The organism is Flavobacterium sp. LHD-80 (assembly GCF_030929605.1).
GTDB lineage: Bacteria > Bacteroidota > Bacteroidia > Flavobacteriales > Flavobacteriaceae > Flavobacterium.
In genome coordinates this window covers 231,991-257,501 of record NZ_JAVFVS010000002.1, presented here as the reverse complement: position 1 = coordinate 257,501, position 25,511 = coordinate 231,991, and the positions used below count along the sequence as shown (strand labels likewise).

Genomic DNA, 25,511 nt, shown 5'->3' with positions numbered 1-25,511 from the left:
TTTTTCTATTTAGAAAGTCTATACGTTAAACCTACAAGGTTTTAAAAACCTTGCAGGTCGGCAACTTAGAAATTACAGAATATTAATCTCAACGTTTATATTTCCTCTTGTCGCTTTTGAATACGGACAAGTTTGATGCGCTTGTGCTGCCAAAGCTTCTGCCGTTTCACGATTAATTCCCGGAAGATTGATGTTTAATCTTGCCTGCAAAGAATATTCCCCTTCAGTGACACACAAATCGACTTCTGTATCTACAGCAGTCTCTGCCGGAAGTTTGATGCCTAATTTTGACGCCGCAATTCCCAAAGCGCCAATAAAACAAGCCGACCAACCTGCTGCAAATAACTGCTCCGGATTTGTCCCCGGACGTGATGATCCCGGAGAACTTAATTTGATATTCAATTGTTCATCTGAACTTTGAGATGCACCTTCTCTACCGCCTGTTGTGTGTGTTTTTCCTGTGTATAAGATTTTTGTTTCCATTTTATTAATTGTTAATTGTGAATTATTAATTGTGAATTTTATATGCTTGATATTGATTTTTTTTATGAAATGTGAAATGTTCGATGTAAAGAGTAATTAACCATTAACAATTTACAATTCACCATTATTTAGCAACGTCAATTATCGCTTGCGCAAATGATTTTGGATCTTCTTGCGGAACGTTATGTCCAATTCCTTTTAAGATTCTATGTTCGTATTTCCCTGTGAATTTGTTAGCGTATGCTTTTCCATCTGCGAAAGCGCCGTCAAAATCACTTCCTATTGTGATTGTTGGAACTTTAATTGCTGGTTTTGAAGCCAGACGTTTTTCAAGATTATCATATTTTGATTCTCCAGCCTCTAAAGACTGTCTCCATCTGTAATTATGCATTACGATTGCTACATGATCTGGATTATCAAAAGACTGAGCCGTTTGATCGTAAGTTGCTTTATCGAAATTCCATAATGGAGAAGCAATTTTCCAGATCAATTTATTGAAATCGTATGTATTTTGAGTGTAACCTTGTTTCCCTCTTTCGGTTGCAAAGTAATACTGGTACCACCATCCTAATTCTGCTGTTGGAGGAAGCGGTTTTAAATTCGCTTCAAGATTTACTACCAAATAGCCACTTACCGAAACCAAACCTTTTACGCGTTCTGGCCAAAGCGCAGCTGTAACAACCGCAGTTCTAGCTCCCCAGTCAAAACCTCCAAGTACTGCTTTATCAATTTTCAGCGCATCCATAAAAGCAATAAGATCACTTGCTAACGCCGCTTGCTGTCCGTTTCTGAATGTTTCTTTCGAAAGGAAGGTTGTTGTGCCAAAACCTCTTAAATAAGGCGTAAAAACGTGATATCCTTTTGAAACTAAAATCGGAACGACTTCATTGTAGCTGTGAATGTCATAAGGCCAGCCGTGAAGCAGGATTACTGGAGTTCCGTTTGAAGGGCCGGCTTCGGTATAACCAACATTTAATAAACCCGCGTTGATTTGTTTTAAAGTTCCTAATGAACCTTCTGATTTTTCTGTTTGTGCAATTGCTGCTACGTTTACTAAAAGAAAAGCAATTAAAAGAACTGCATTTGTAAAACTGTTTTTGATTTTTACTATTGTTTTCATAATTTTTGATGTTTTTATTAGTTGATTATCAGTTAATTTCTTCGTCAAAGGTATCTTGACAATCCTCGTTTTAAAAGACGAAAAAAGGTGAAGTGGACAAAGTTTAGGGTGAAATGGACAGGATGTAAATTGTGACGATTTAACCGCAAAGTGCGCAAGGTATTTTTACTTATTGGGCTCTATACTAACGCAAAGGGCGCAAAGCGGTGTGATTAATTAGCCACAGATTGAGCGCATTAAACTGATTAACACAGATTAAAATCCTTTTTAATCTTATAATCTGTGGCAAAAAACTATACGCAAAGCTTTGTGTCCTTCGCGTTTCTACCACGCCTTCATGATCAAAAAACCTTGCGCACTTTGCGGTTAAACTATTCGCATTTCAATTTGAAACCTGACACTATTTTTTCATAACCAAAACTGGTTTTCCTTTTTCAACGATATACGTTGCCAATTCTGATGCTTTTAAATCTGTATTATTTCGTGCGGAGTGAACAACTCCAGCCGGAATAAAAAGTACTTCTCCGGCTTTTAAAACAACTGTCCCTTGACCTTCAACTTCATATTCTAATGAACCTTCAAGTACATAAATGATTTCCTCTCCCGGATGTGAATGTTTTCCGAAAGCCGTATGTCCGTCAAAATCAATTCTTGCCTGAACGGTTTCTCTTCCTGGAATACCCAAATCGTGTTTTTGTAAATCTGTTCTTTTAATTCCGGTTTGCGCTGCAATTTGATTTGGGATTAAAAAAGCGATAATTCCTAAAATGATGATCGCGATTATAACCCAGGTTTTTTGTTTTTTAGTTTCCATAACTTTTGATTTAAATTATTTGTTATCAGTTAATTTCTGAGTCAAAAGTAGAATGACAACGCTTCCTGCGAAATCAAAAAATAGACGAAACGGACAAACTTGAAGGTGAATTGGACATATGCTAAGCTGCATATTTAACCGCAATCCCGATAGCTATCGGGAGCAAAGTTTTTGGCTCATTATGCTTTGTATAAACGCAAAGATCGCAAAGCTATGTGTGTAATAACTTTGCGACCTTTGCGTAAACCTTAGCGCTCTTTGCGGTTAAATCTCAATTCATAATTAATAGTTCACCATTAACAATTAAGCCAAAACCATTCCCCCATCCATAATAAAATCAGCTCCGGTGATGAATTTTGCTGCTTCGCTGCTTAAATACGAAACCATTTTAGCAACATCTTCAGATTCTCCCATTTGTTTTAATGGCACTTTTTCTACAACAACATCCATAATACCATTTACAGTTGCTTCGTCTAAACCTACTTTTTTCATCACTTCGGTTTCTGTAGGTCCTGGACTAACCGAATTCACTCTGATTTTTCTTGGCGCTAATTCCAACGCCGCCGATCTCATAACCGAATTCAAAGCAGTTTTACTCGCCGAATAAACCGAAGATCCCGGCCCTGGCATACTTGCAGTATTCGAAGACAAAAATACCACCGAAGCACCATCCTTCAAAATTGGGATAAATTTGCTTAATGTAAAATAAGCGCCTCTCAAGTTGACATTCATAATACTGTCATACAATTCCTCAGAAGTTTGTTCGATATTTCCTAAACCCGCAATTCCGGCATTTATGAAAAGAATATCCACTTTACCAAAATCCTGTTCAACTTTTGAAACCAGACTTTCAATATCCGAAACATTCGATTGATCTGCTGTGATTGCTATAACACCTAATTCTTGCGCCGCTTTTTCAATCGCTTCTTTCCGTCTTCCGGTAATAACAACCGTTGCGCCTTGCCCTTTTAATTGTTTTGCTGTAGCATAACCTATACCGCTGTTTCCGCCAGTAATTACGGCTACTTTATTTTTAAGATTGTCCATTTTTATATGTTTTTAAATTAACAGGACAAAGTTAGATTGGAAAAGAGGTTGCTTTTTTGATAGTATCATAGAGTATACTGCAAAGTGTATTTTAACATTTTCCTGTTCTTAAAAATCAATTTTCGCCAAAACGGAAAAATTAGTGTTAAATATTTAAAACCAATTTTGCGATTATTTGGTTAAAATTCTCCGATTTCTTCATATTTAAAGCCTAATTTTCTTAATTTATTTTTAAAACTTCATTAAACAGCTGTTAAATCTTAATAAGAATTCATTGTAAATCATGTAGGAAAACGTATATTTGAGATTATACTGAATTTATATTATCGTGCAAGAAAAAACAAAAACAACTCATTTTATATTTCCAAAAACTCCAACGGGAGTTGACGGATTAGACGAAATTACTGAAGGAGGTTTCCCAAAAGGACGCCCAACTTTAATTTGTGGTGGCGCCGGATGCGGAAAAACATTATTGTCAATGCAATTCCTTATTAAAGGTATTACAGAATATGGCGAATCTGGAGTTTTCATGTCTTTTGAAGAACCTTCGGATGATCTTACTTTGAATGTAAAATCGCTGGGCTTTGACCTTGAACAACTTAAGAAAGATAAAAAACTCGTAGTAGATCATGTTCGCGTCGAAAGATCCGAAATTGAAGAAGCTGGAGAATACGATCTTGATGGTTTATTTATACGATTGGGACACGCGATTGACTCTATAAAAGCAACTCGTGTTGTACTCGATACAATCGAATCTTTATTTGCAGGTCTTGACAATCAGGCAATCCTTAGAGCCGAATTACGAAGATTATTTCATTGGCTTAAAACAAAAGGAGTTACAGCCGTTATTACAGGCGAACGCGGAGAAGCAACACTTACACGTCAGGGATTAGAAGAATATGTATCAGACTGCGTTATTGTTCTCGATCATCGCGTTATTGAGCAGGTTTCAACCCGAAGACTTCGCATTGTAAAATACAGAGGTTCAACACACGGAACAAATGAATATCCGTTTTTAATAGATGAAGAAGGTATTTCGGTACTTCCTATTACCTCATTAAAACTAGATAATGAAGTTTCTTCGGATATTATTTCAACAGGAGTTCCGGGATTAAACGATATGTTTCAGGGTGGTGGCTTTTACCGCGGCAGCAATATATTGGTTTCAGGAACGGCTGGAACAGCAAAAACCACGATTGGTTGTTATTTTGCCAATCAGCAATGTGAAAATAAAGAAAGAACGATTTATTTCGCTTTTGAAGAATCGCCGCAACAATTGGTTCGCAACATGAAATCAATCGGAATTAATCTTGACAAACACATTAAAGATGGCTTATTGCAAATTCATTCTTCTCGTCCGTCGTTAAACGGTCTTGAACTGCATTTGCTTACGCTTAGAAAATTAATCAAAGAGTTTAGTCCGACAACAATAGTTATCGACCCAATAAGCAATCTGATTTCGGTGGGAAGTGAACACGAAGTTCGATCTATGCTTGTACGATTAATCGATATGCTGAAAGCCAATAACATTACGGCCTTGTTTACGTCATTAAATAAACAAACTGAAAATTTCAGGCCAGATTTAGCCGAAGAATCCGTATCTTCATTAGTAGATACCTGGATAACGGTTCGTGATATGGAAGGAATTGGCGAAAGAAACCGAGGAATTTTCATCGTCAAAGCCCGCGGAATGGGACATTCTAACCAAGTTAGAGAATTTGTGATTACCAGCAACGGAATCGAATTACTGGATGTAGAATTAGGTCCGCAGGGAATTTTGACGGGAACGGCCAGAACATCACACCAATTCAAGAAAACCATTTCGAATATCAAGCTTCAAAACGAAATCAGCAGAAAAGACCGTGAAATCGAGCGTAAACGCAAAGTTCTTGAAGCCAATATTGAAGCCTTGAAAACCGAATTTGAATCGGCAGAAGAAGAATTAAGTATCCTTAAAGCAACAGAAGAATTGCAGGAAAAACTGTCTTCTAAGAAAAAATAAACAAAATGAAAAAAGAAGTAGCCGAATGGCAATTATTGCTCTATATAGCAGGCCAAACGCCAAAATCGATCAAGGCGCTTGAGAACATAAAAAAGTATGCCGAAGAACATTTAAAAGGAAAATACAGCATCGAAATTATCGATTTGCTGAAGAATCCGCAATTGGCAGAAGGCGATCAAATCTTGGCTGTACCAACTTTGGTGAGAAAATTTCCCGAGCCAATCCGCAAAATAATTGGTGATCTTTCTAATGAAGAAAGAGTACTTGTAGGACTTAATATCAAACCTATAAACTCATAATCATGGAAGATTCATCTGATGGCACAAGTACAACCAAACATAAGTTCAAACTTTTTGTTTCAGGTATGTCTGTTAAATCAGGACATGCAATCGAAAATTTGCGCAAAATCTGCGACACCTATCTCACGAAAAACTACGAAATAGAGATTATAGATATTAGTCGTGACAAGGAACAAGCTGTAATTCATCAAATTGTGGCAATCCCAACATTAATCAAAATACATCCTGAACCCAAAAGAATCATTTTGGGTGATTTATCAGATAAAGAAAAGGTTTTGTATATACTAAACTTAGAGTAATAATTTGGAGGTAAAAAAAAGAAATATAGAATCATTATTAGCAGAAATAGAATCCTTAAAAGAAGAGCTTTTTGAGTCCAATAGTATTGTAGATGCTATAAAACAAGGAGATGTTGATGCTTTAGTAGTAAGTACAAACGGAGTTCCGGAAGTATATTCTCTCCAAACAGCCGATTATACGTATAGGCTTCTTATTGAAAAATTCAGACAAGGTGCGCTTAGTATTTCGCGAAAAGGACTCATATTATATTGCAACGACTACTTTTCAGAACTCGTTGGTATTCCTTCAGAACAAATTGTTGGGACGTATTTAAACGAATATTTTGATAATCCCACACAGTTTGTCCAGCTTATTCAGGCGCTGAGATACGGAATCGCCACACACGAAATTCTTTTAAAATCGGATAGCGATAAAAAAACTTTTCCGGCTTATATCGCTTTAACAGATCTTGAACCTTCTGTTGAAGCCATTGGAATCGTGATTACCGATTTAACCGAAAAGAAAAAACACGAAGAAGCTTTAATTCGTCATCAAGAAGAATTAGAAGAAAAAATCAACGAACTGAATAAAATCAACCGAAATCTGGAAGAGTTTATTCACGTAATATCGCACGATTTGAAAGAACCGTTGCGAAAAATTGTAATGAATACAAGCCGAATTGACGGAAGTTATTTTACCGAACCAGATACCAAAGCAATAAATGTCATGAAATTATCGGCTTTGCGTTTAAACTCCCTTGTTGATGATTTAGTACGATATTCATCGCATACGGCGCAGGAAGAACGAACTAAAATAAACCTGAAAACCATCATTTCTGAAGTTATGGAGGATTTTGAAATTATAATTTCAGATAAAAAAGCCAGCATTAAAGTTGGAGATTTACCAATCGTAAAAGCTTCCAGAGTACAAATGCGCCAGCTTTTTTCTAATCTTATTTCGAATGCTATAAAATACAGCAAAGAAACAACGGCTCCGTTTATAGAAATTTTTCAGCCCGAAAACTTAGATACCAAAATACCAAATCAAAATGCTAAATTTGTACAGATTCAAATTAAAGACAATGGTATAGGAATGGAAGAAAACCATTTAGCTAAAATCTTTACCATTTTCCAGCGTTTACATGCCCGAAACGAATATTCAGGAAACGGAATTGGCCTTGCGATTTGTAAAAAAATCATGGAAAACCATTCCGGAAAAATAACCGTCGAAAGTACGCTCAACGAAGGCACAACATTTAATCTTTATTTTCCCATTGCATAAAATGCCACAAAAAAACAATCTACATATCATAATCGCCGAAGATGACTTTGATGACGCTGACGTCATCTGTGAAACCTTCAACCAAAACCCCAATTTCGGGAAAGTAAGCCTTGTAACCAATGGCGAAGAATTGCTCAATTACCTAAAAAATCCCATAAACGAAAACCCAGACGTAATTCTGACTGATATCAACATGCCTATTGTTGACGGCATCGAAGCGTTACAGCAAATTCTAAACAATTCTAGTTTAAAAGACATTCCTTGCTTTGTCTATTCCACCAGCATAAATCCGTCGTACAAAGAAAAATGCGACGTTCTGGGCGTAAAAGCCTATCTTATTAAACCCTATTCTTTTGAGGCTTTCGCCGAAATTCCAAAGACTATTTTGAGTATTATTGAAGGTTAGAGTTTTATTTCCATTTCATTTTTTCGAATTTTATTTCTAAGGAGCTATTTCCTGCTGTCCGCTGTATCTTTTATGCCGAACCCCGGCACAAAAGGATGCCGCTTCCATCAGGGCTAGGGCATTCGTTTTCATAAGATCTTGTGTTGAATTAAATTTAAGAAAAGTCTTATTCTGTTATAAATAAAGCTTTGTTCTGCTGTGCTTTCTAATTTGCAGGTTTATGTTTACTAAATAGATTTTTTGATTTTCTATTTAACTAACTAAAACTAGCATAAAAAGTATGGCACATTTCTCAGAACAAGTTCACATTACTATTGGAGGTTTTACCCAAAACATTATTTATTATGATTTGAAGCTGTCCCAGAAAATGGCAGATCATCATTATTTTTCGTTTGTATGGCAATATACCGGCAAAGCAGTGATAAAACCGGCAGATCAGGCAAAAGCAATGAAAGATTACATCGGCAATGAAGTCATTTTTACTTTCAAAAGCTTGACAGGAATTAAACTGATGAGCAAAGGCATTATAACCGGGCTGACTTCGATAGACCAGAATGGGAGTGCCGTCGGACTTCATGTAAGCGGAACCAGCCATAGTATTGTATTGGACGACAATCCGAAATCTAGAACTTATCTGGAAAGAGGAATGGATGATATTGTGCTGGATATCTTGTCAGAAGGACCGACTGAGTTTTATCAGAGAGATGCGATAAGATCGACCTATCTGAAGGAGTTTAAATATATGGCTCAGTACAACGAAACCAGTTTTGATTTTCTGAAAAGATTGGCGCATCGTTACGGCCAGTGGTTTTATTTTGACGGAATGCGCATGCAGTTCGGGCAGATCAAAACTTCCAAGATAAAACTCATCAACGGAGCTTCGTTGCACAGTTTTAAGATTCAGGCCAATATGAGCGCGCATAAAATATCGTTGACAGGCTATGACTATAATAAAGCTTCCAGCATCAAGAATTCCTCACTGCGAACTTCTGCAGGAAGCAAAGACAGCTTTGCATCGAATATAGGATTCAATCAGGGAACCGTTGCCCAGCCGGATCTGAGCATCGGTGCGTACACCAACAATGCGCAGAACAAAGACGAAATAGACGAAATGGTCACGCTACATACCGCAGGAATCGATGCCAACAGCGTTTACTACAGCGGAATATCGTACTTTCCAATAGGACTTGGGCAGGTTTTTACCATTATCAACGACACTACTGAGCATCATCTTATCTGTATAGAAGCCACACATCATTCAGAAGTGCATGGCAATTATACCTGCGAATTCAAAGCAATTCCAGACGATGTTTCGGCTCCTCATTATACCAATACAAAAGCTTTTGCAAAAGCAGAAACCCAGCCCGCAAAAATAAAAGACAACAATGATCCTGAAGGACTTGGGCGCGTAAGAGTTGAATTCTATTGGGGAAATGGGAGTAAGACAAGCCAGTGGATCAGAATGATTCAACAACATACTGGAGCGGGAAAAGGTTCTTATATTATACCTGAAATTGGTGAAGAGGTATTAGTTGGGTTTGAAGGTGGAAATTCGCAGTGTCCTTATGTTATGGGAGCGCATTATAATGGTAAAGAACTGTCAGGTTATTACACTCCAAAAAATGATATTAAAGCTATAAGAACCCGAAGCGGATGCAAAATTATTATCAACGATGCCGATGGTTCTATTCTGACGGAAGACAAAGCCGGAAGTAAAGTTTTTCAGGACGGACAGGGAAATATTGAGGCCAGTGCACCGAAGAATTTCACAATAAATGCTGGAGAAAATATAAATATGAATGCAGGTCAAAATATGAATACAAATGTTGGTCTCAATAAAACAAATACGGTCGGCGGAGATTATACGGAAGCAATTACTGGATCAAAGTATCTTACCATTGGGATTAATTTTATACTGAAAGTAGCAGGCAATATGTTCGAATTGATAAAAGGAAATAAAGAAACTGAAAGTAAAGATATTAAAGAAATGGCTCAAGAAGTTCTTTTAAATAGTACCGAAAAAAGCATCAACTTAAGAGGAGCTAAAGATATAAACAGCCACAGCGGTGAAAATTCTAGAAATTACTAAAGATGAGTATTACAAGAATAATTGGTGGAAAATTAACAAAGACCGCCACAGGAAATATCGATATTCACGCAACAAATGGCAATGTCAATCTTGTTGCTGCGACACATAATAATTGGCATGGAGAACAAGAAGGTATAAAATATCATGATTACGAACCTTCTCATCCTGAAGATAAAATGAGTAATCGTCTTGAACTGACACTCAATATTTTTTTTGATGGTACAACAAACAACAGAAACAATACCGAAGCTCGAGAAAAAAACATAAATGCCTATCAAGACAACTCAAACAAAAAAGATGATAGTTACGAGAACGATTATACCAATATTGCAAGAGCTTATGATGCAGCATCTGTAAAAGAAACTATGCAAAAGTCGGTATATATTGAAGGGGTAGGCACGACCGATTTAAAGAGTGATGATAAATATCCCATAGGCACAGCGCAGACTGCAGGTTTCTGGCACACCGGCATAAAAGACAAGGTCTATAAAGGTTGTGAATTGGGAGCATTAGAAGTTTCTAAAGCAGCTGATGGAAAAACCATTGACCAGCTGACTATTAATGTTTTTTGTTTTAGTCGTGGTGCCGCAACAGCACGACATTTTTTAGACATTACCAATGTATCGTACACAGTAAAAGTATCTAAAGACGGTTATTTTACTTTTCCTGGAGACATGCTGCCTAAAAAATACCCCAAGAATGAAGATAAAACCAAACCGCCCTATCCAGACAGTCTAGAAATCAAGGCAGGTTATTTTGAGAGATGTCTTATCAATAACGGCGTTTTTGAGGTAGGTAAAATTGTTTACAATTTTGTGGGTTTGTACGATACGGTTTCCTCACACGGTCTCAGTCATGAAAACGATGTAAAAGATTTGGGACTCGATGCCATAAAAAAAGCCAAAATGATTTTTCAGCTTTCATCTGCCGATGAATACCGAGAGAATTTCGACCTGACCAATGTGCACAGCGCAGGATTAAAGGGGCTGGAATTAATACTTCCTGGAGTGCATTCAGATATTGGTGGTTCTTATCGTCAGGGTGATAAAGAACGTTCGGTTGTGATGAAGGAAAAATATTTTTTAGGAACCCGCGACGAGTATTATAATTTTAAACCGACTACTAAAAACCTAGATGCATTTAAGGAAATTTTAATAAATGAAGGCTGGTACAAAAGTCATGAACTTACAATTGAATACAATGATGATAATAAAACTGCATATCTGGTAGGTACACGTGTTCTGGAAAATACCTACGATAAAATTGCATTGAACAAAATGATTCTGATTTCGAAACAATTTTTTGAGGTTATTTATGATGATACTATTACAAAGCAGAAAACCAATATTTCAGATCCTTTTATTGCCGATGTTTTTAGACAGCTTACTCAATATAGTCAAGCTGTTATGCTTCACAGGAACCAAGCCATTAAAGATGAGAAGCAAGCAACTCAATACCTAAAAGAATCACAGCAAATAAGCTATCTAGATTATATAAAACCCGATGATTTAAAAAAACTGCGAAACAGGTATCTGCACTGGTCTGTAAAAGCAGACAAATTTGGTCTTGGACCTCGATTTGATGAAGTTTTGCCAATTGAAAAACGTAAAAGACAAATACACAATGGATAAATTAAACAAATTTCTGTTATTATTAATAATCACATTAAACGCAAGCTGTCAAATGAGAAATAAATATGAATGGCAAAGTTATACTTGTCAACCATCACAACAACATAACGATAATGAAAATATTTACAGAGTAGAATTTGCACGAGGCGACATTCTGATTCTCGAGGGAGAACCCGCCAGCCTGCCTTTTAGCGGTTCGTCCGGACGTTGGGGAGATTCAGGAAAAAGCTGGACATCACAGCATGGCACACCAATAGGAGCCGATGTCATTTATTATGCGGGCTATGAAGATAAATTTTATCATCTGAAAGTCCAATTTCCGATTGAAGAAATGAAAAAAGCCATGGACACTACTTATAGGTATAATGATTATAGAAATGAGAAATTTACAGGCCTGATCTTTGGCTTTGCGCCTCAAGGGATGGTTGTGGTCTGGAAAGAATATATGTTTTTCAGGATTGAACTTGGTCGTTATCAGGCTCAAGTCATTGCTAATGACAAAGAACTCGAAAAACAGCTTTTTAAAAACTGGTCTATGAACCGAAAAGAAGTGGCAGAAAGGGATTTTTTACCCGATGCTTCCTGTGTCAAATGGGATATGTACCGTCAACGCTATACTTTTAGGGTAAAAATGGAGAACGAAAATCCGGCTTTGCGTTTGTTTCGTTACTGTTTTACCAATTATAATGGCGAAAAAGACATTATTTTCATGCCACCCCGTCCTGCTACAAACTATGACAATCGTGCTTTACCGCAAATTCTAGAACTCGATTGGGAAACGAGTGCTGATGAACGTTTTCGGGGCAATATTTTTTTGAATGAAAAAGTGATTTTCGAAAAATTCAAAAATTTTAAAACAGAGGACAAACAGGAATTTGAAGTCAAAATCAGCAAAGACAATCAAAAATTAGAATTGTACTTGAATCATGAACCTGTAGAAGTTGACAGCGTGCGAATTTACAAGGGATCAGTCATGTATGAGGGATCTTATTAGTTTTATAAGTGACAGTTTAAAGGTGATAAGCTAAAGCCAAAAGACAAATACACAATGGATAAAATAAACAACTCTATATAACTATATAAAAAAAATCAATCTTTTAAAATCATTCATAAAATTGCGCATCTCCTCCGAGTTTGCGCTTTTTTATTTTCACTACAAACCAACTCAAATCTCTCTAAATTCAATAATTATAAATAAAATTAATAACTACAAAAAATTATTAATTTGATTAATAAACACCTTCGCTATACCTTTGTCTCATCAAAATCAAAGAAATGATTTGATCATCTTAAAAAATAACTTAAAATATAGAAATCATGAAATTTACAAGAAGAGCAAACGCAAACTGGAAAGGTACAGGAATGGAAGGAAAAGGAACCATTAGTACACAAAGCACAACTTTAGATAATGCACAATTATCATTTAAAACTCGTTTTGAGCAAGGTGTAGGAACTAATCCTGAAGAATTAATCGCAGCGGCACATTCGGGCTGTTTTACAATGCAATTGAGCTTTTTATTATCTGAAGCAGGATTTGTTCCAGAAGATTTAGACACAGTGGCAAAAGTAACTTTTGAAGACGGAACTATTACTTTAATTCAGTTAGAACTTACAGGAAAAGTTCCTGGAATTTCAGCAGAAGATTTTCAGAAAGCAGCACAAAAAGCAAAAGAAATTTGTCCTATTTCTAAGTTATTGAATACTGAAATTACTTTGGCTGTAACCTTAAACTAATTTCTAAATAATAAAATTTCAACACAATCTTGTCATTCTGAGGAACGAGGACACGAGCGATAGCGAACTGGCGAAGCAATCTCCACGAGAAACTCCGTCTGATAAGTCATCAATCTTTGTAGAGCTACTTGCAGAGATTTCTCCTCCGTCGAAATGACAAGATTATGGGTAAACAATCTAAAATCAACAATTTAAAATCTAAAATAAAATGAAAACAATATTTAAAAGCTTTTTAGCATTCGCAGCAATAATCTTTAGTTTGGTATTTACTTCAACAGTAAACGCACAAACTGCACCTCAAATTAAAAATGTAGTATTAGTACACGGCGCTTTCGCAGACGGATCTGGATGGAAAGGTTTGTTTCAAATTTTGACTAAAAAAGGTTATAATGTAACCATCGTTCAAAATCCGTTGAGCTCTTTGGCAGATGACGTGAGAGCAACAAATTTAGCTTTAGACAAACAAGACGGGCCAACCATTTTAGTGGGACATTCTTGGGGCGGAACAGTAATTACTGAAGCCGGAAATCACCCAAAAGTTGTGGCTTTGGTTTATGTAGCTGCTTTACAGCCTGACAGCGGAGAAAATTCTATTCAATGGTTGCAAACTGCGCCTCCAGCTCCTGAAAACGGTGTATTGCCTCCAGATGACAAAGGAATTGCTTATTATGACAAAGCGAAATTCCACGCTGGTTTTGCGGGCGATTTAAGCAAAGAAGATGCTGATTTTATGTTTGCTTCTCAAGGTGCTTTTTATGCAAATGGTTTTGGTACACCAATCACAAAAGCGGCTTGGAAAACTAAACCTTCTTACGGAATCGTAGCAACTGAAGATAAAAGTATTAATCCTGATATCGAACGTGCCATGTACAAACGTTCTAACACAAAAATCACTGAAATAAAAGGAAGTCATGTGGTTTTTATTTCTCAGCCAGAAGCTGTTGCAAAAGTTATCATTACAGCGTCGAAAAAATAATTGTTAATTATTAATTGTTAATTATCAATTCAATATAATCTTGTCATTTCGACCGAAGGGAGAAATCACACTAGGAATTCTACAAAGATTGGCGACACTCTTTATGGAGTTTCTTGTGTGATTTCTCCCTTCGGTCGAAATGACAAGATTACGCACACATAGCTATGTGTTTAAAAAATAGACATTACATAAACTTACTAACCGCTTTCACAAAATAAGGCGAATCGTTCCAACGAATTTTTCTGTAGGCGAAATCTTTTTTGAGCGAATCTGGCAGACAGTTCCAGATGGCTTCGTTCATTTTTTCGAGGAGCAATTTTTTTGAAAACGAATCGGAAACTACTAGGCTAATTTCTCTTACTGGAATTGGTTCTTTAAAAGGTTTGAAAAGTGTCGATTGCGCTTCGTTTAAAATAGATAACTGTGGAATTATAGCAAATCCCAAATGCGCGCGCACGAGATTTTTTAAAGTTTCAATCGAATTGATGTCATACGTAAACTGCTCTTTTATTTTATCTGACGTTTTTAAACCGCAAATGTCTAGAAGCTGTGCGTTATAACAATATTCGTGGTGAAGCAGTAGTAATTCAGTTTTATCGCCTGGTTGCATTTCGTAAAATTCATCATTCGCCATTGGATGCGCCTGATTTAAATAGGCAACAAAAGGTTCTTTAAAAATAACATGTTCAATTAAATTTGGATTTCCGGTTGGTGTCGCCATAATCGCAACGTCAATTGCACCGGTTTCTAAATCTTTCATTAACACTCCGGTATACGCTTCTTTAATGATGAAATGCACTTTTGGAGCCACTTCTTTCATTGCCTGAATAAATAACGGAATTAGATAAGGCGATAAAGTCGAAATAATACCGAGTTTCAATTCTCCTTCGAGAAGATTTTTTTCATTGATCACAAAATTCCTAACTTCATCTACTTCACGCAAAATCTTTTTGGCTTTATTGATAATCTCAATTCCTAATATAGTTGGCGTAAGTGGTACTTTATTACGATCAAAAATCTTGATTCCTATTTCTTCTTCCAGATTTTTTAACTGAATTGTAAGTCCGGGTTGTGTTACCATACAAACTTCTGCGGCTCTTGCAAAATGACGTTCTTCGTCTAAAGCAACGATATATTTTAACTGCTGAATGGTCATGATTATAATTTTATTTTATAAAGATACATAAATATCAATTTGTCTTATAAGCTAAAATTTTGAAGATGTTAAAGTTTTGCGAAAATAGCGAAGTTTCAAAACCAAAACATACACTTTATCGTACATATTAAAAACGGTATTTAGGAGCGTGGTGAATTTGAATGGAGTAGTTTTTGGAGCATATCGAATTTTGTCACATTTCCTGATTATCATTTTCTAACCAATTATATAAAAAAAGCGATCCTAAAAAGATCGCTTTTGTCATTTATTCTTCCCCTTCACTCTTCAACTGCAAAGCCCGTTGCAAAAAACTCTGATGCAAGATTTTATTTTCGGCTTCTTCAATCGCTTTTAGCAAATTGTTTTGGTTGGTTATGATTTCGGTTAAAGCATTTTTCATGACTTCCCAAACGGGTTTCATTTGTTCAATCAGCTCCTGCCCTTTTGCTGTGAGCTGAATGAGTCTTTTTCGTTCGTCGATTTTGTCTTTTTTAGAGCGAATTAGTTTTTGTTTTTCCAGTTCTTTCAACAAACTTATAGTCGACGGATGCGTATATCCAATTTCATTGGCAATTTCAACCACACTCAGCGTTTCTTTATAATGAAGCGTATAAATAACCGGAAACCATTTGGGTTCAAAATCAATTCCGTATGATTTATAAACTAACGCGCCGTCTTTGCGCAACTGCTCGCTTAAACGCTGCAATCGTGTCGAAATAGCTAAAATTCCTGATTCATCTATTATATTCATTTCTATTTCTTTAAGTTTAAATGACAGAAAACATTATCGGGTTTCATTAATGGAAATTTTTCTGGAAGCGCTTCTTTTTCAATTCGCACAAAATCATTCTTTTCATAAAATCGCAATGCCGCTTGCAATATTGCAACGGTTCCCAAATATAAATCATCGATTCCGTTTTCTTTGCAATATTCTATTAAAGTCTCTAACAATTTCTGAGCAATCGAAAACTCTTTTCCGCGGAATTCCTTTTTTACAAACATCTTTCGAATTGCCGCCGAATGCTCATCAAACTTAACCAAAGCTATTGTGCCAACTAATTCATCATTGATAAATGCTCCCCAAAAACCGCCGCCACCAGCATAATAAAAATTCTGAATATTAAATAAATCAGGCTGATCTTCTCTCGTAATCGGCACATTGAATTCATTTATTTGAATGTTTAATATTAAGTCGGCAATGACATTTTCGTACTTGTTTTCTACTGGAATAATTAAAGGTTTCATGATATTTAAAATTTTACAATACAAAACTACGTAGTTAAATACATAAATACAATTATTTATGATTTATTTATACTTTTGTTTATGCCACGAAGGCAGTAAGACGCAACATTTTGTTTTGTCTCCCGCAGATTTTGCAGATTACGCTGATAATTTTTTCAGCCTGAGAAATCTGTATTATCTGCCAAATCTGCGGGAAACAAAAAACGCATAAAAATTTTAAGCAATCAAACACTTAAAATGATCTTATATAACTTATATGGTTTAAAAATTATGGCAAGAAATCAAAAAGAAGAATTTCAGGCGCTTCAGGATACTTTGTATGTTTTGGGAGGAAAATGGAAACTTCCTATAATCAATTCGATTTGCAATGGAAACAATCGTTTTAAAGACATCAAAGAAAGTATTCCAGGGATTACTTCCCGAATGTTATCGAAGGAATTAAAAGATATGGAACTGAATAATTTGGTCAAAAGAACCGAAGACCGTGATGCTTTAGTACCGATTCTTTATGAATCTACATCGTATTGTCAGTCATTTGGACCCATAATTTCTGAAATGATCAAATGGGGAATTTCGCATCGAAATCATATCAAAAATAGAGAAACCGCAACAGAGAAATAATTCTTTATTCTTGGGCTTTTCCGCTTTTTAGATGTTTTGCACGCAATCTGCTTAGAAATTCTGGTGTTATTCCGAGATAAGACGCAATATATTGCTGCGAAACGCGCTGTGAAATAGAAGGATATCGTGTAATAAACTCAACATATTGTTCCATTGCTGTCGAAGAAACGGTTTTAAACAATCGTTTTTGCAGTTTGGATAAATGCCTCTGAATCATCAGTCGAAACATTCGTTCTAAATGTGGCACTTCATTAATCAAATTTTCTTTGGACTGACGTGTCAAAACCAAAAGTTCACAATCTTCAAGCGTTTCAATATACATATCGCTTGGCACCTGATCTTCAAAACTCGTAATATCACTCACCCACCAGTCTTCAATGGCAAATTGGAGTGTTAATTCTTGTCCGTTTCGGTCAATAAAATATTCTCTGATGCATCCTTTATTGATGTATGCTTCAAAATTACAGATTTCTCCAGCCTTAAGCAGAATCGTTTTCTTTGGAACCAATCGGAGTTCAAGATTTTTTTCAAAGATTTTCACTTCTTCTTTAGAAAGACGCGCTGATCTGGAAAGGTAATCGTGAATTTTCTGAAACATTTTTATCTCCTTTTAGCAATTTGGGCAATAACTTCATTAACAAACAGAAAGTAAATATAAGAGGTTTTATTTATAATTATTTCTTGATCTAGTTTAAGAAATGACATAATTTAATAATCCATCTTTGTTTCCGCTTTAGGCTTTACACGAAAAAAATTAATCATTAACAATTTACAATTAAATGGACAATCAAATTGTTTTGGCTTTCGCCGAAATTGATAAACTGATACCAAAATATCTTCAAATAGAAGAAGATCGACAGATTTCAAACGGAAATGTTGCTGTTTGCATCATTGATGAAAATGGAAGTATATTCGGTAAAATGTATGGAAACGATAAACCGCGCCAAAGACAATCGTACAAAATTGCCTGGACAAAAGCGAGTCAAGTCTGGCTGACCGGAGTAAAAACTGGAGAATATGAAAAAATGGTTTTCAACGGAATTGTAGGCGAAAATGCAAACGGAATCGAAGCACCAGATTTAATTGGCTGGCAAGGCGGACAACCCATAACTTTAAAAGATGGCACAAAACTCTCTGTTGGTTTCAGCGGATTCAGAGGCACAACCGATTTAGAAATTGCCGAGAAAGCTTTTCAAAGGCTTTAAGCTATAGGCTTTAGGCAATAAGCTTAAAAATAATTTACAATTAACAATTCATAATTCACAATTAAAAAATGACTTATATCCCAGATTCAAGCCGTTATCAAAAAATGCAGTACCGCCGTTGCGGTAACAGCGGTTTATTATTGCCAGCACTTTCTTTGGGTTTATGGCACAACTTTGGCGCCATTGATAATATCGAAAATGCACGTGAAATTCTGCATACTGCTTTTAATAACGGCATTACCCATTTTGATCTTGCTAATAATTACGGTCCCCCTGCGGGTTCTGCTGAAAGTACTTTTGGCGAAATATTCAAACAAGATTTTAAAGAATTCCGAGATGAACTTTTGATTTCTACCAAAGCCGGATGGCCAATGTGGGACGGTCCTTACGGTGATTTTGGTTCTAAAAAACATTTGGTTGCGAGTTTGGATCAAAGCTTAAAACGCATGGGACTTGATTATGTAGATATCTTTTACCATCACAGACCAGATCCAAATACGCCAATGGAAGAAACGATGGCAACGCTTGATTTAATGGTGCGTCAAGGAAAAGCTTTATACGTTGGTGTTTCGAGTTATAGTCCGGCTGAAACTGAAAAAGCGTATTCAATTTTAAAAAATTTAGGAACGCCTTGTGTCATTCATCAGCCTAAATATTCTATGTTTGAACGTTCTGTTGAAGATGGATTATTGGATGTTTTAGAAGTTAATGGAATTGGCGGCATCGCTTTTTCTCCGCTTGCTCAAGGACTTTTGACCAATAAATATTTAAACGGAATTCCAGAAAATTCAAGAGCTAATGCAAATCGCGGTAATGGCGCAATGGAAAAAGATGCGATTACGCCCGAAAATATTGCTAAAGTGAAACGACTAAACAAAATGGCGGAAGAACGTGGTCAGAGTTTGGCGCAAATGGCATTGGCTTGGGTATTAAAAGACAAACGAATTTCATCCGTAATCATTGGCGCAAGCAAATCAGAACAAGTAATTGATTCATTGGGCTGTCTTCAAAATACTTCTTTTTCAGAAGATGAACTGCAGACAATTGATCAGATTTTACTATAACTATCTAACCATAAAACCTTAATTATGAATACTATTTTTCATAAAACATGCCTGACCATCATGTTTTCCGGATTTATATCTATCAGTTTACTGGCCCAGCAAAAAGCCAGTAAAACGACGGAATATAAAAGCGTTACTATTTATGTTACCGCTAAAAATACAGACAAAAAACTAACCAAAACCGAAACACTTTCTTTTACATCTAAACCTCAGACAACAGAAAAAGAAATTGCAGTTTTTGTTGATCCTGCCAAAACCTATCAAACGCTTTTAGGAATTGGAGGCGCTTTGACAGATGCTTCTGCAGAAGTTTTTTATCAGCTTCCAAAAGACAAACAGCAGGAAATCCTGACGGCTTATTATGATACGGAGAAAGGAATTGGTTATACTTTGGCGCGCACGAATATGCAAAGTTGTGATTTCTCAAGTGATATTTACAGTTATATTCAGGAAGGCGATAAGGACCTAAAAACCTTTGATATCAGTCACGACAGAAAATATAGAATTCCTTTTATTAAAGAAGTTATTGCAAAAGCTGGAGGCAAAATAACGTTATACGCTTCACCTTGGAGTCCGCCAGCGTGGATGAAGACGAATAATAATGTGTTGCAAGGCGGTACTTTAAAACCTGAATACCACCAAAGCTGGGCTAACTTTTTTGTGAAATTTATAAAAGAATACGAAAAAGAAGGCATTCCGATTTGGGGTTATACGGTTCAAAACGAACCAATGGCGGTGCAGCGTTGGGAATCTTGCATTTTTACTGCTGAAGAAGAACGTGATTTTATCAAAAACTTTCTTGGGCCAACGATGCAAAAAGCTGGGCTCTCCAAAAAGAAACTGATTATGTGGGATCACAATCGTGATTTAATGTATCAGCGCGTAAGTACAGTTTTGGAAGATAAGGAGGCTGCTAAATATGTCTGGGGCGTTGGTTATCACTGGTACGAAGACTGGATGAAAAACGGAATGAATTTCGAAGCGGAACGTCGCGTTGCAGAAGCTTTTCCAGATAAACCATTAATTTTAACTGAAGGCTGTGCCGCCGATTTCGATCAAAAATTATTGACGGAGTGGAGTTTTGGCGAAAAATACGGAATGTCGATGATCAACGATTTCAATATTGGAACTGTAGCTTGGACCGACTGGAATGTTTTATTGGACGAAAAAGGCGGACCAAATCATGTTCAGAATTTCTGCATGTCCCCTATTCACGCTGATTTGAAAACTGGAAATTTAATTTATACTAATGGCTATTATTATTTAGGACATTTTTCTAAATTTATTCGTCCGGGAGCAAAACGTATTGCTTGTTCATCAAGCAGTAATAAACTTTTGTCTACGGCTTTTGTAAATGAAAACAATAAATTGGAAGTTGTGGTAATGAATTCAGGCGAAACGGATGTTGATTATTTTCTTTGGATAAAAGGAAAAGCGGCGAAAGTAACGAGTGCAGCACATTCAATTGCAACTTTAGAAGTTCAATAATAAACAACCCGTTGGGTGTAATTCATATTTTTCTATTAAACACATAGAAACATAGATTCTATTTTTAGCGAAGAGCTTAAAAAGAAACTAGTTTCTAACACATAGCAAACTATGTTTTTTTTAAACAAGTGAAACGCCTTTTTTAAGTATTCTAAATCTATGTTTCTATGTGTTTGAATTAATTGCACCCAACGAGTTAATAAATATAATTCTATGAAGACATTTATACTATTGAATATCATTTTACTGAATTGTTTTGCTTGTATCGCACAAACATCAAAAGCCCTAAAACCACAACAAATTCCGGGTAAAGTTGAATGCGAGCTTTACGATCAAGGTGGCGAAGGTATTACTTATCACGATACTGATGCAATCAATAACGGAAGCGGGAAATTGAATCCGGTAAACGGAAATCCGCTGAATGAATTTAGAATAAATGAAGGTGTCGATATTTCGTATTCTAAAGATGGTGATATTGATAATAATCCTTACAATAAAGTTCCTCGAAGCATTGGTAATCTTTATGTTGGCTGGACAATGCCAGGAGAATGGATAAATTATACTGTTGAAGTTAAAAAAACTGGAACCTATAAAATTGGTTTGCTTTACACTGCCAATGGCGATGGCGAAATTAGTATCGATGTAAACGGAAAAGACGCCACCGGAAACATGAAAATTGCTTCAACGCATGACGACAAAGATCCCGTAGATTGGCGACAATGGCACCATTGGAACAGTTCTGACAATATTGGAACAATTAAACTTCAAAAAGGAAAACAAATATTACGATTGCATATTGTCACAAATGGCAATATGAATTTTGATTATCTGACTTTTACTGCCCAATAATTTATAATGCCCCAAAAGCTCCCAGTACTAACCAATGGGAGCTTTTATTTTTCTAAAAAACTATCTTTCCTTTCTCATTTTTGAGCTTTCTTCTAAAATAAATTTAAAAAAAAGATTAAAAATAATACCGATTGGTATATATTTGCAGTATCAAAATGATTTTTATCATGAGTAAAGCAGAAAGAACAAAACAGTTTATTATCGAACAAACCGCACCAATCTTTAATATGAAAGGTTATAGCGGTACGTCGATGAGCGATATTACTGAGGCTACCGGACTTACAAAAGGAAGTATTTACGGTAATTTCGAAAATAAAGACGAAGTTGCTATAGCCGCTTTTAAATTTAATGTGAAGAAACTTCAGGATGCTTTTTCGAGAGAAATTGATAAACAGACTACTTTTAAAGGCAAACTATTGGTTTATCCGAAGCTTTATTCTGAATACGCGAGTTTGAAAGTGACAAAAGGAGGTTGCCCAATTTTAAATACCGCAACCGAATCTGACGATACACATCCAATACTGAAAAAATCAGCTGAAAGAACCCTAAATTATTGGAAAGAAAAAATAATCTATTTCATTGATCAAGGAATTTTGGCCGGAGAATTCAAAGCAAAATCAATCGACACTGAAAGAACCGCATTAACAATAATTGCTTTAATTGAAGGTTCGGTAATGATCAGCAAACTAACCGGAAATTTAAAAGATTTATCGAATGTAATGCTCTCAGTAACTAAAATTATAGAAGACTTAGAATAAAGCAATAACAAATAGTGTTGCTTTTTTTACCAATAAAAATATACCAATCAGTATTATTTTTAATTATAAATTATAAATTGTTAATTATAAATTTTCCTGTCAGGCTGAGCGAAATCGAAGTCACTCGCCAACATGAAACCTGAAAAAAAAATCTAAAATCTAAAATCTAAAATCTCATGACCCGACTACAAGTACTTCAAGATCACATTGACAGAGAATTTACTGCTTCACCATCGCCTTTTATGCTTTGGATGCGTCCAATAGTTTTAGCTGCTGAAGATGGCAGTGTTACTTTTCAGTATTTAGTTAGAGAAGAAATGTCAAATCCGGTGAAATCACTTCATGGAGGCGTTATTGCAGCCATTGCTGATGATTGTATTGGTGCAACGATGTTCTCTTTAAATGAAGAAAATTTTTATACGACCATAAATTTAAATGTCGATTATTTTGCTCCGGCTCGTGTTGGCGATACTATAATTGCCAGAACTTCGATCATCAAAAAAGGAAGACAATTTGTGAATGCGCAATGCGAAATTTGGAACGAACCTCAAACCCGATTGATCGCGACGGCTTATTCTAATCTTTTCAAAACAAATATCGTTAAGCAAGAGTTGTAAATTCTAAGTTTTAGGTTTCAGGTTGAAAAGGGCTTCAACTCCGCTCAACCTGACAATAAAATTTATAATTCACAATTAATAATTTACAATTAAAAATATACCGATTGGTATAATAAAATACTATGAATCCATTACAACGCAAACTTTTGATTCTAACCGTAATCCTTGCTGCGATTATGGAACTTATTGACATTTCTATTGTCAATGTCGCGCTTTCGCATATGAGCGGTAATTTGGGTGCAACGCTGGAAGATACTTCTTGGGTAATTACGGCTTATGCGATTGCCAATGTAATTATCATTCCGATTACGAGTTTTTTAAGTGCTAATCTAGGTCGACGCAATTATTATATTGGTTCCGTTATTTTATTTACGTTCTGTTCTTTCATGTGCGGGCATTCATCAAATATCTGGATGTTAGTATTTTTCAGATTTTTTCAAGGAATTGGCGGTGGAGCTTTATTATCAATATCGCAGGTTGTTGTATTTGAACTTTTCCCAAAAGACAAACAATCAACCGCAGGTGCTTTATTTGGAGCCGGAATTTTTATTGGACCGACAATCGGGCCGACACTTGGCGGTTATATAACCGAAAATTATGATTGGCCTTGGATTTTCCTGATTAATATTCCAATTGGAATTCTAGTTGCAATATCTTGCTTTTTTCTTTTGACGGAACCGCCTGTAAAACCTGAAATCGCAAAAGTCGATTGGATTGGAATTGCGCTTTTAGCTATTGGAGTTGGCGCATTACAAACAGTTTTAGAACGAGGCGAAGTCGAAGATTGGTTCGAAACACGTTATATTGTTATCCTAACTGTTATTGCTGCAATCGCTTTATTAACTTTTATTTATTGGGAATTGACGGTTGATAAACCTGTTGTAAATCTCAAGGTTCTTAAAAGCAAATCTTTGAGCATTGCCGCCATCCTGACTTTTGTAACGGGTTTCGGAATGTTTGTTTCCATTTACATCAGTCCGGTTGTAGCACAACGTCTTTTAAGTTTTTCGCCTTATCAAACTGGTTTACTGCTTCTTCCAGGTGCATTGTTTGCGCTTGTTGCTTTAAAACTCTGCGGAACATTACTTCAAAAAGGCGTTTCACCCGTGATAATAATTGCTGCAGGATTTCTGCTATTTATTTATTTCAATTGGAGAATGTCTGAAATCACTTTAGAAACAAGCGCTTTCGAAGTATCCTCTTCATTAATTTTTCGCGCACTGGGAATGGCTTTATTAACGGTTCCGCTTACAATGCTGGCGGTTTCTTCGCTTGATGATAAAGATGTCGGCCAAGGTGCGGCGCTTAATAATATGATGCGTCAATTGGGAGGTTCTTTTGGCGTATCGATCATTAATACGTATATCGCGCACCGTTTTGCCGAACACCGAAATGTTTTGGTTTCAAACGTAACTTTAGACAATGTAAAAGCAATGAATCGTCTGAATGGTTACATTACTTATTTTCAGCATCGAGGGTTTGCTTATAATGAAGCCAAATCAAAAGCACTGAAATTAATGGAAAATATAGTTACGAGACAATCTTCTTTATTGAGTTATCGCGATGCATTTCTTTTTGTAGGTTTGTTTTTTGTACTCACGCTTCCCCTGTTATTGCTGGTAATGAGCAAATCTAAGAAGCCCAAAACCAATATTATTCTTTCTGATCATTAAAAAAAAGTGTTAAAAATTTGTTTTTATGACCAATCGGTCATATATTTGTATCGTTAAATAAAAGCTATCATGGCAAAAGGAGAAGAGACCAGACAATTTATCATCGAAAAAGCAGCACCGATTTTTAATACAAAAGGGATTGCAGCAACTTCTATGAGCGATATTATGGAGGCTACCAAATTGTCTAAAGGAAGTATGTACGTTCATTTTGAGAACAAAGAAGTTCTGGCCTGCGCTGCTGTTGATCATAATATGAAAATATTAGGCGACAAATTGGTGTCAGAAGTCAGTAAAGGCAAAACCGCAAAAGAGGAATTGTTTGCTTATATTGATTTTTTTAGTAATGCTGTGAATCCGCCCTTAACTGGAGGTTGTCCATTATTGAATTTCGGAACTGAAGCCGATGACACTAACCCTATTGTAAAAGAGAAAATCAATAAAGGCTGTAATGCCAATCAACAATTATTAGCGAGCAGCATCAACAAAGGAATAGCCAACGGAGAGTTTAAACCCAACTGGAATGCTGAAGAATTTGCACTCATCATGTTCGCCATGATGGAAGGCGGTCATCTAATTTCAAGAATGTCAGGAAACAACGATAAAATGAAAATTATCGCTAAAACCCTTAAAAATATAATAGAGGAAAACAGCCTCTAATTTTTTTTCTTCGAAAA

The 25,511-nt window shown here is 36.0% G+C and carries 27 protein-coding genes; 19 read left to right on the top strand and 8 right to left on the bottom strand.

Features of this window, described 5'->3' with window-relative positions; translation table 11 throughout:
- Positions 1–72: 72 nt before the first annotated feature.
- The 4 genes from RB619_RS04085 to RB619_RS04070 form a co-directional block, all read right to left on the bottom strand.
- Positions 73–483 (bottom strand): organic hydroperoxide resistance protein, encoded by a 411-nt coding sequence (locus tag RB619_RS04085; RefSeq protein ID WP_308094522.1) that lies wholly within the window; start codon positions 481–483, stop codon positions 73–75.
- A 124-nt stretch (positions 484–607) separates the two neighbouring features.
- Positions 608–1,603 carry an alpha/beta hydrolase gene (locus RB619_RS04080; protein WP_308094520.1) on the bottom strand — a complete coding sequence of 332 codons (996 nt, stop codon included), beginning with the start codon at positions 1,601–1,603 and terminating at the stop codon, positions 608–610.
- 400 nt (positions 1,604–2,003) lie between these two features.
- Positions 2,004–2,417, bottom strand: a complete 414-nt coding sequence (locus tag RB619_RS04075) for a cupin domain-containing protein (RefSeq protein ID WP_308094518.1) — start codon at positions 2,415–2,417, stop codon at positions 2,004–2,006.
- A 303-nt stretch (positions 2,418–2,720) separates the two neighbouring features.
- A complete protein-coding gene (locus RB619_RS04070; RefSeq protein WP_308094511.1) occupies positions 2,721–3,464 on the bottom strand; it encodes an SDR family oxidoreductase in 744 nt (247 codons plus the stop codon).
- A 328-nt stretch (positions 3,465–3,792) separates the two neighbouring features.
- On the opposite strand from RB619_RS04070, the gene kaiC reads away from it, so the two are divergent.
- From kaiC to RB619_RS04020, 10 genes are all read left to right on the top strand, one after another.
- Positions 3,793–5,466 carry a circadian clock protein KaiC gene (gene kaiC / locus RB619_RS04065; protein ID WP_308094509.1) on the top strand — a complete coding sequence of 558 codons (1,674 nt, stop codon included), beginning with the start codon at positions 3,793–3,795 and terminating at the stop codon, positions 5,464–5,466.
- Positions 5,467–5,471: 5 nt separating this feature from the next.
- On the top strand, positions 5,472–5,765 hold the full coding sequence (locus RB619_RS04060; RefSeq protein ID WP_095927489.1) for a circadian clock KaiB family protein: 294 nt from the start codon (positions 5,472–5,474) through the stop codon (positions 5,763–5,765).
- Positions 5,766–5,767: 2 nt separating this feature from the next.
- A complete protein-coding gene (locus RB619_RS04055) occupies positions 5,768–6,064 on the top strand; it encodes a circadian clock KaiB family protein (RefSeq protein WP_308094500.1) in 297 nt (98 codons plus the stop codon).
- A 4-nt stretch (positions 6,065–6,068) separates the two neighbouring features.
- A complete protein-coding gene (locus RB619_RS04050; RefSeq protein ID WP_308094498.1) occupies positions 6,069–7,325 on the top strand; it encodes an ATP-binding protein in 1,257 nt (418 codons plus the stop codon).
- A 1-nt stretch (position 7,326) separates the two neighbouring features.
- The gene (locus RB619_RS04045; protein ID WP_308094496.1) at positions 7,327–7,731 is read left to right on the top strand and encodes a response regulator; all 405 of its coding nucleotides are present in this window, start codon (positions 7,327–7,329) and stop codon (positions 7,729–7,731) included.
- Positions 7,732–8,011: 280 nt separating this feature from the next.
- Positions 8,012–9,820 carry a phage baseplate assembly protein V gene (locus RB619_RS04040; RefSeq protein WP_308094494.1) on the top strand — a complete coding sequence of 603 codons (1,809 nt, stop codon included), beginning with the start codon at positions 8,012–8,014 and terminating at the stop codon, positions 9,818–9,820.
- A 2-nt stretch (positions 9,821–9,822) separates the two neighbouring features.
- On the top strand, positions 9,823–11,451 hold the full coding sequence (locus tag RB619_RS04035; RefSeq protein WP_308094491.1) for a phospholipase effector Tle1 domain-containing protein: 1,629 nt from the start codon (positions 9,823–9,825) through the stop codon (positions 11,449–11,451).
- Entirely contained in the window at positions 11,444–12,445 is a 1,002-nt protein-coding gene (locus tag RB619_RS04030) for a DUF2931 family protein (protein WP_308094489.1), read from the top strand. Before RB619_RS04035 ends, RB619_RS04030 begins: the two co-directional genes overlap by 8 nt.
- Positions 12,446–12,768: 323 nt before the next feature.
- Positions 12,769–13,185 carry an OsmC family protein gene (locus RB619_RS04025; RefSeq protein ID WP_308094487.1) on the top strand — a complete coding sequence of 139 codons (417 nt, stop codon included), beginning with the start codon at positions 12,769–12,771 and terminating at the stop codon, positions 13,183–13,185.
- A 208-nt stretch (positions 13,186–13,393) separates the two neighbouring features.
- Positions 13,394–14,161 (top strand): alpha/beta hydrolase, encoded by a 768-nt coding sequence (locus RB619_RS04020; RefSeq protein ID WP_308094484.1) that lies wholly within the window; start codon positions 13,394–13,396, stop codon positions 14,159–14,161.
- Positions 14,162–14,345: 184 nt separating this feature from the next.
- Here RB619_RS04020 and RB619_RS04015 read toward each other — a convergent pair whose 3' ends face one another.
- The 3 genes from RB619_RS04015 to RB619_RS04005 all read right to left on the bottom strand — a co-directional run bounded on the left by RB619_RS04015 (position 14,346) and on the right by RB619_RS04005 (position 16,562).
- A complete protein-coding gene (locus tag RB619_RS04015; RefSeq protein WP_308094482.1) occupies positions 14,346–15,317 on the bottom strand; it encodes a LysR substrate-binding domain-containing protein in 972 nt (323 codons plus the stop codon).
- A gap of 265 nt (positions 15,318–15,582) precedes the next feature.
- Complete coding sequence (locus tag RB619_RS04010) at positions 15,583–16,068, bottom strand: MarR family transcriptional regulator (protein ID WP_308094479.1); 486 nt, start codon at positions 16,066–16,068, stop codon at positions 15,583–15,585.
- A 2-nt stretch (positions 16,069–16,070) separates the two neighbouring features.
- Positions 16,071–16,562: a GNAT family N-acetyltransferase gene (locus RB619_RS04005; RefSeq protein WP_308094476.1), complete on the bottom strand. Its 492-nt coding sequence runs from the start codon at positions 16,560–16,562 to the stop codon at positions 16,071–16,073.
- 270 nt (positions 16,563–16,832) lie between these two features.
- Here RB619_RS04005 and RB619_RS04000 point away from each other — a divergent pair, with 270 nt between their 5' ends.
- Entirely contained in the window at positions 16,833–17,183 is a 351-nt protein-coding gene (locus RB619_RS04000) for a helix-turn-helix domain-containing protein (RefSeq protein WP_308094473.1), read from the top strand.
- Positions 17,184–17,187: 4 nt separating this feature from the next.
- Here the strand turns inward: RB619_RS04000 and RB619_RS03995 are convergent, their stop codons facing one another.
- Positions 17,188–17,781 carry a Crp/Fnr family transcriptional regulator gene (locus RB619_RS03995; protein ID WP_308094471.1) on the bottom strand — a complete coding sequence of 198 codons (594 nt, stop codon included), beginning with the start codon at positions 17,779–17,781 and terminating at the stop codon, positions 17,188–17,190.
- Positions 17,782–17,962: 181 nt separating this feature from the next.
- Between RB619_RS03995 and RB619_RS03990 the strand changes: the two genes are divergently transcribed.
- The 8 genes from RB619_RS03990 (at position 17,963) to RB619_RS03955 (ending at position 25,494) form a co-directional block, all read left to right on the top strand.
- Positions 17,963–18,388 carry a heme-binding protein gene (locus RB619_RS03990; RefSeq protein ID WP_308094469.1) on the top strand — a complete coding sequence of 142 codons (426 nt, stop codon included), beginning with the start codon at positions 17,963–17,965 and terminating at the stop codon, positions 18,386–18,388.
- 68 nt (positions 18,389–18,456) lie between these two features.
- Entirely contained in the window at positions 18,457–19,452 is a 996-nt protein-coding gene (gene mgrA / locus RB619_RS03985) for an L-glyceraldehyde 3-phosphate reductase (RefSeq protein WP_308094466.1), read from the top strand.
- 24 nt (positions 19,453–19,476) lie between these two features.
- Positions 19,477–20,940, top strand: a complete 1,464-nt coding sequence (locus tag RB619_RS03980; RefSeq protein ID WP_308094464.1) for a glycoside hydrolase family 30 protein — start codon at positions 19,477–19,479, stop codon at positions 20,938–20,940.
- A gap of 213 nt (positions 20,941–21,153) precedes the next feature.
- Positions 21,154–21,789: a carbohydrate-binding protein gene (locus RB619_RS03975; RefSeq protein WP_308094462.1), complete on the top strand. Its 636-nt coding sequence runs from the start codon at positions 21,154–21,156 to the stop codon at positions 21,787–21,789.
- A gap of 167 nt (positions 21,790–21,956) precedes the next feature.
- The gene (locus RB619_RS03970) at positions 21,957–22,547 is read left to right on the top strand and encodes a TetR/AcrR family transcriptional regulator (protein WP_308094460.1); all 591 of its coding nucleotides are present in this window, start codon (positions 21,957–21,959) and stop codon (positions 22,545–22,547) included.
- Between the two features lie 176 nt (positions 22,548–22,723).
- Positions 22,724–23,164 carry a PaaI family thioesterase gene (locus RB619_RS03965; RefSeq protein ID WP_308094457.1) on the top strand — a complete coding sequence of 147 codons (441 nt, stop codon included), beginning with the start codon at positions 22,724–22,726 and terminating at the stop codon, positions 23,162–23,164.
- A gap of 122 nt (positions 23,165–23,286) precedes the next feature.
- The gene (locus RB619_RS03960; RefSeq protein WP_308094455.1) at positions 23,287–24,837 is read left to right on the top strand and encodes a DHA2 family efflux MFS transporter permease subunit; all 1,551 of its coding nucleotides are present in this window, start codon (positions 23,287–23,289) and stop codon (positions 24,835–24,837) included.
- A gap of 69 nt (positions 24,838–24,906) precedes the next feature.
- Positions 24,907–25,494: a TetR/AcrR family transcriptional regulator gene (locus RB619_RS03955; RefSeq protein ID WP_308094452.1), complete on the top strand. Its 588-nt coding sequence runs from the start codon at positions 24,907–24,909 to the stop codon at positions 25,492–25,494.
- Positions 25,495–25,511 lie beyond the last annotated feature (17 nt).

Excerpts from the sequence above, each read along its gene's own strand:
- RB619_RS03990 (WP_308094469.1), top strand. The coding sequence starts at position 17,963 with ATGGACAATCAAATTGTTTTGGCTTTCGCCGAAATTGATAAACTGATA.
- RB619_RS03965 (WP_308094457.1), top strand. The coding sequence starts at position 22,724 with ATGACCCGACTACAAGTACTTCAAGATCACATTGACAGAGAATTTACT.
- RB619_RS04015 (WP_308094482.1), bottom strand. The coding sequence starts at position 15,317 with ATGACCATTCAGCAGTTAAAATATATCGTTGCTTTAGACGAAGAACGT.
- RB619_RS04040 (WP_308094494.1), top strand. The coding sequence starts at position 8,012 with ATGGCACATTTCTCAGAACAAGTTCACATTACTATTGGAGGTTTTACC.
- RB619_RS03995 (WP_308094471.1), bottom strand. The coding sequence starts at position 17,781 with ATGTTTCAGAAAATTCACGATTACCTTTCCAGATCAGCGCGTCTTTCT.
- RB619_RS03955 (WP_308094452.1), top strand. The coding sequence starts at position 24,907 with ATGGCAAAAGGAGAAGAGACCAGACAATTTATCATCGAAAAAGCAGCA.
- mgrA (WP_308094466.1), top strand. The coding sequence starts at position 18,457 with ATGACTTATATCCCAGATTCAAGCCGTTATCAAAAAATGCAGTACCGC.
- RB619_RS04025 (WP_308094487.1), top strand. The coding sequence starts at position 12,769 with ATGAAATTTACAAGAAGAGCAAACGCAAACTGGAAAGGTACAGGAATG.
- RB619_RS04055 (WP_308094500.1), top strand. The coding sequence starts at position 5,768 with ATGGAAGATTCATCTGATGGCACAAGTACAACCAAACATAAGTTCAAA.
- RB619_RS03975 (WP_308094462.1), top strand. The coding sequence starts at position 21,154 with ATGAAGACATTTATACTATTGAATATCATTTTACTGAATTGTTTTGCT.
- RB619_RS03980 (WP_308094464.1), top strand. The coding sequence starts at position 19,477 with ATGAATACTATTTTTCATAAAACATGCCTGACCATCATGTTTTCCGGA.
- RB619_RS04005 (WP_308094476.1), bottom strand. The coding sequence starts at position 16,562 with ATGAAACCTTTAATTATTCCAGTAGAAAACAAGTACGAAAATGTCATT.
- RB619_RS04010 (WP_308094479.1), bottom strand. The coding sequence starts at position 16,068 with ATGAATATAATAGATGAATCAGGAATTTTAGCTATTTCGACACGATTG.
- RB619_RS04045 (WP_308094496.1), top strand. The coding sequence starts at position 7,327 with ATGCCACAAAAAAACAATCTACATATCATAATCGCCGAAGATGACTTT.
- RB619_RS04035 (WP_308094491.1), top strand. The coding sequence starts at position 9,823 with ATGAGTATTACAAGAATAATTGGTGGAAAATTAACAAAGACCGCCACA.
- RB619_RS04020 (WP_308094484.1), top strand. The coding sequence starts at position 13,394 with ATGAAAACAATATTTAAAAGCTTTTTAGCATTCGCAGCAATAATCTTT.
- RB619_RS04080 (WP_308094520.1), bottom strand. The coding sequence starts at position 1,603 with ATGAAAACAATAGTAAAAATCAAAAACAGTTTTACAAATGCAGTTCTT.
- RB619_RS04030 (WP_308094489.1), top strand. The coding sequence starts at position 11,444 with ATGGATAAATTAAACAAATTTCTGTTATTATTAATAATCACATTAAAC.
- RB619_RS04000 (WP_308094473.1), top strand. The coding sequence starts at position 16,833 with ATGGCAAGAAATCAAAAAGAAGAATTTCAGGCGCTTCAGGATACTTTG.
- RB619_RS03970 (WP_308094460.1), top strand. The coding sequence starts at position 21,957 with ATGAGTAAAGCAGAAAGAACAAAACAGTTTATTATCGAACAAACCGCA.
- RB619_RS03960 (WP_308094455.1), top strand. The coding sequence starts at position 23,287 with ATGAATCCATTACAACGCAAACTTTTGATTCTAACCGTAATCCTTGCT.
- RB619_RS04060 (WP_095927489.1), top strand. The coding sequence starts at position 5,472 with ATGAAAAAAGAAGTAGCCGAATGGCAATTATTGCTCTATATAGCAGGC.
- RB619_RS04085 (WP_308094522.1), bottom strand. The coding sequence starts at position 483 with ATGGAAACAAAAATCTTATACACAGGAAAAACACACACAACAGGCGGT.
- RB619_RS04075 (WP_308094518.1), bottom strand. The coding sequence starts at position 2,417 with ATGGAAACTAAAAAACAAAAAACCTGGGTTATAATCGCGATCATCATT.
- RB619_RS04070 (WP_308094511.1), bottom strand. The coding sequence starts at position 3,464 with ATGGACAATCTTAAAAATAAAGTAGCCGTAATTACTGGCGGAAACAGC.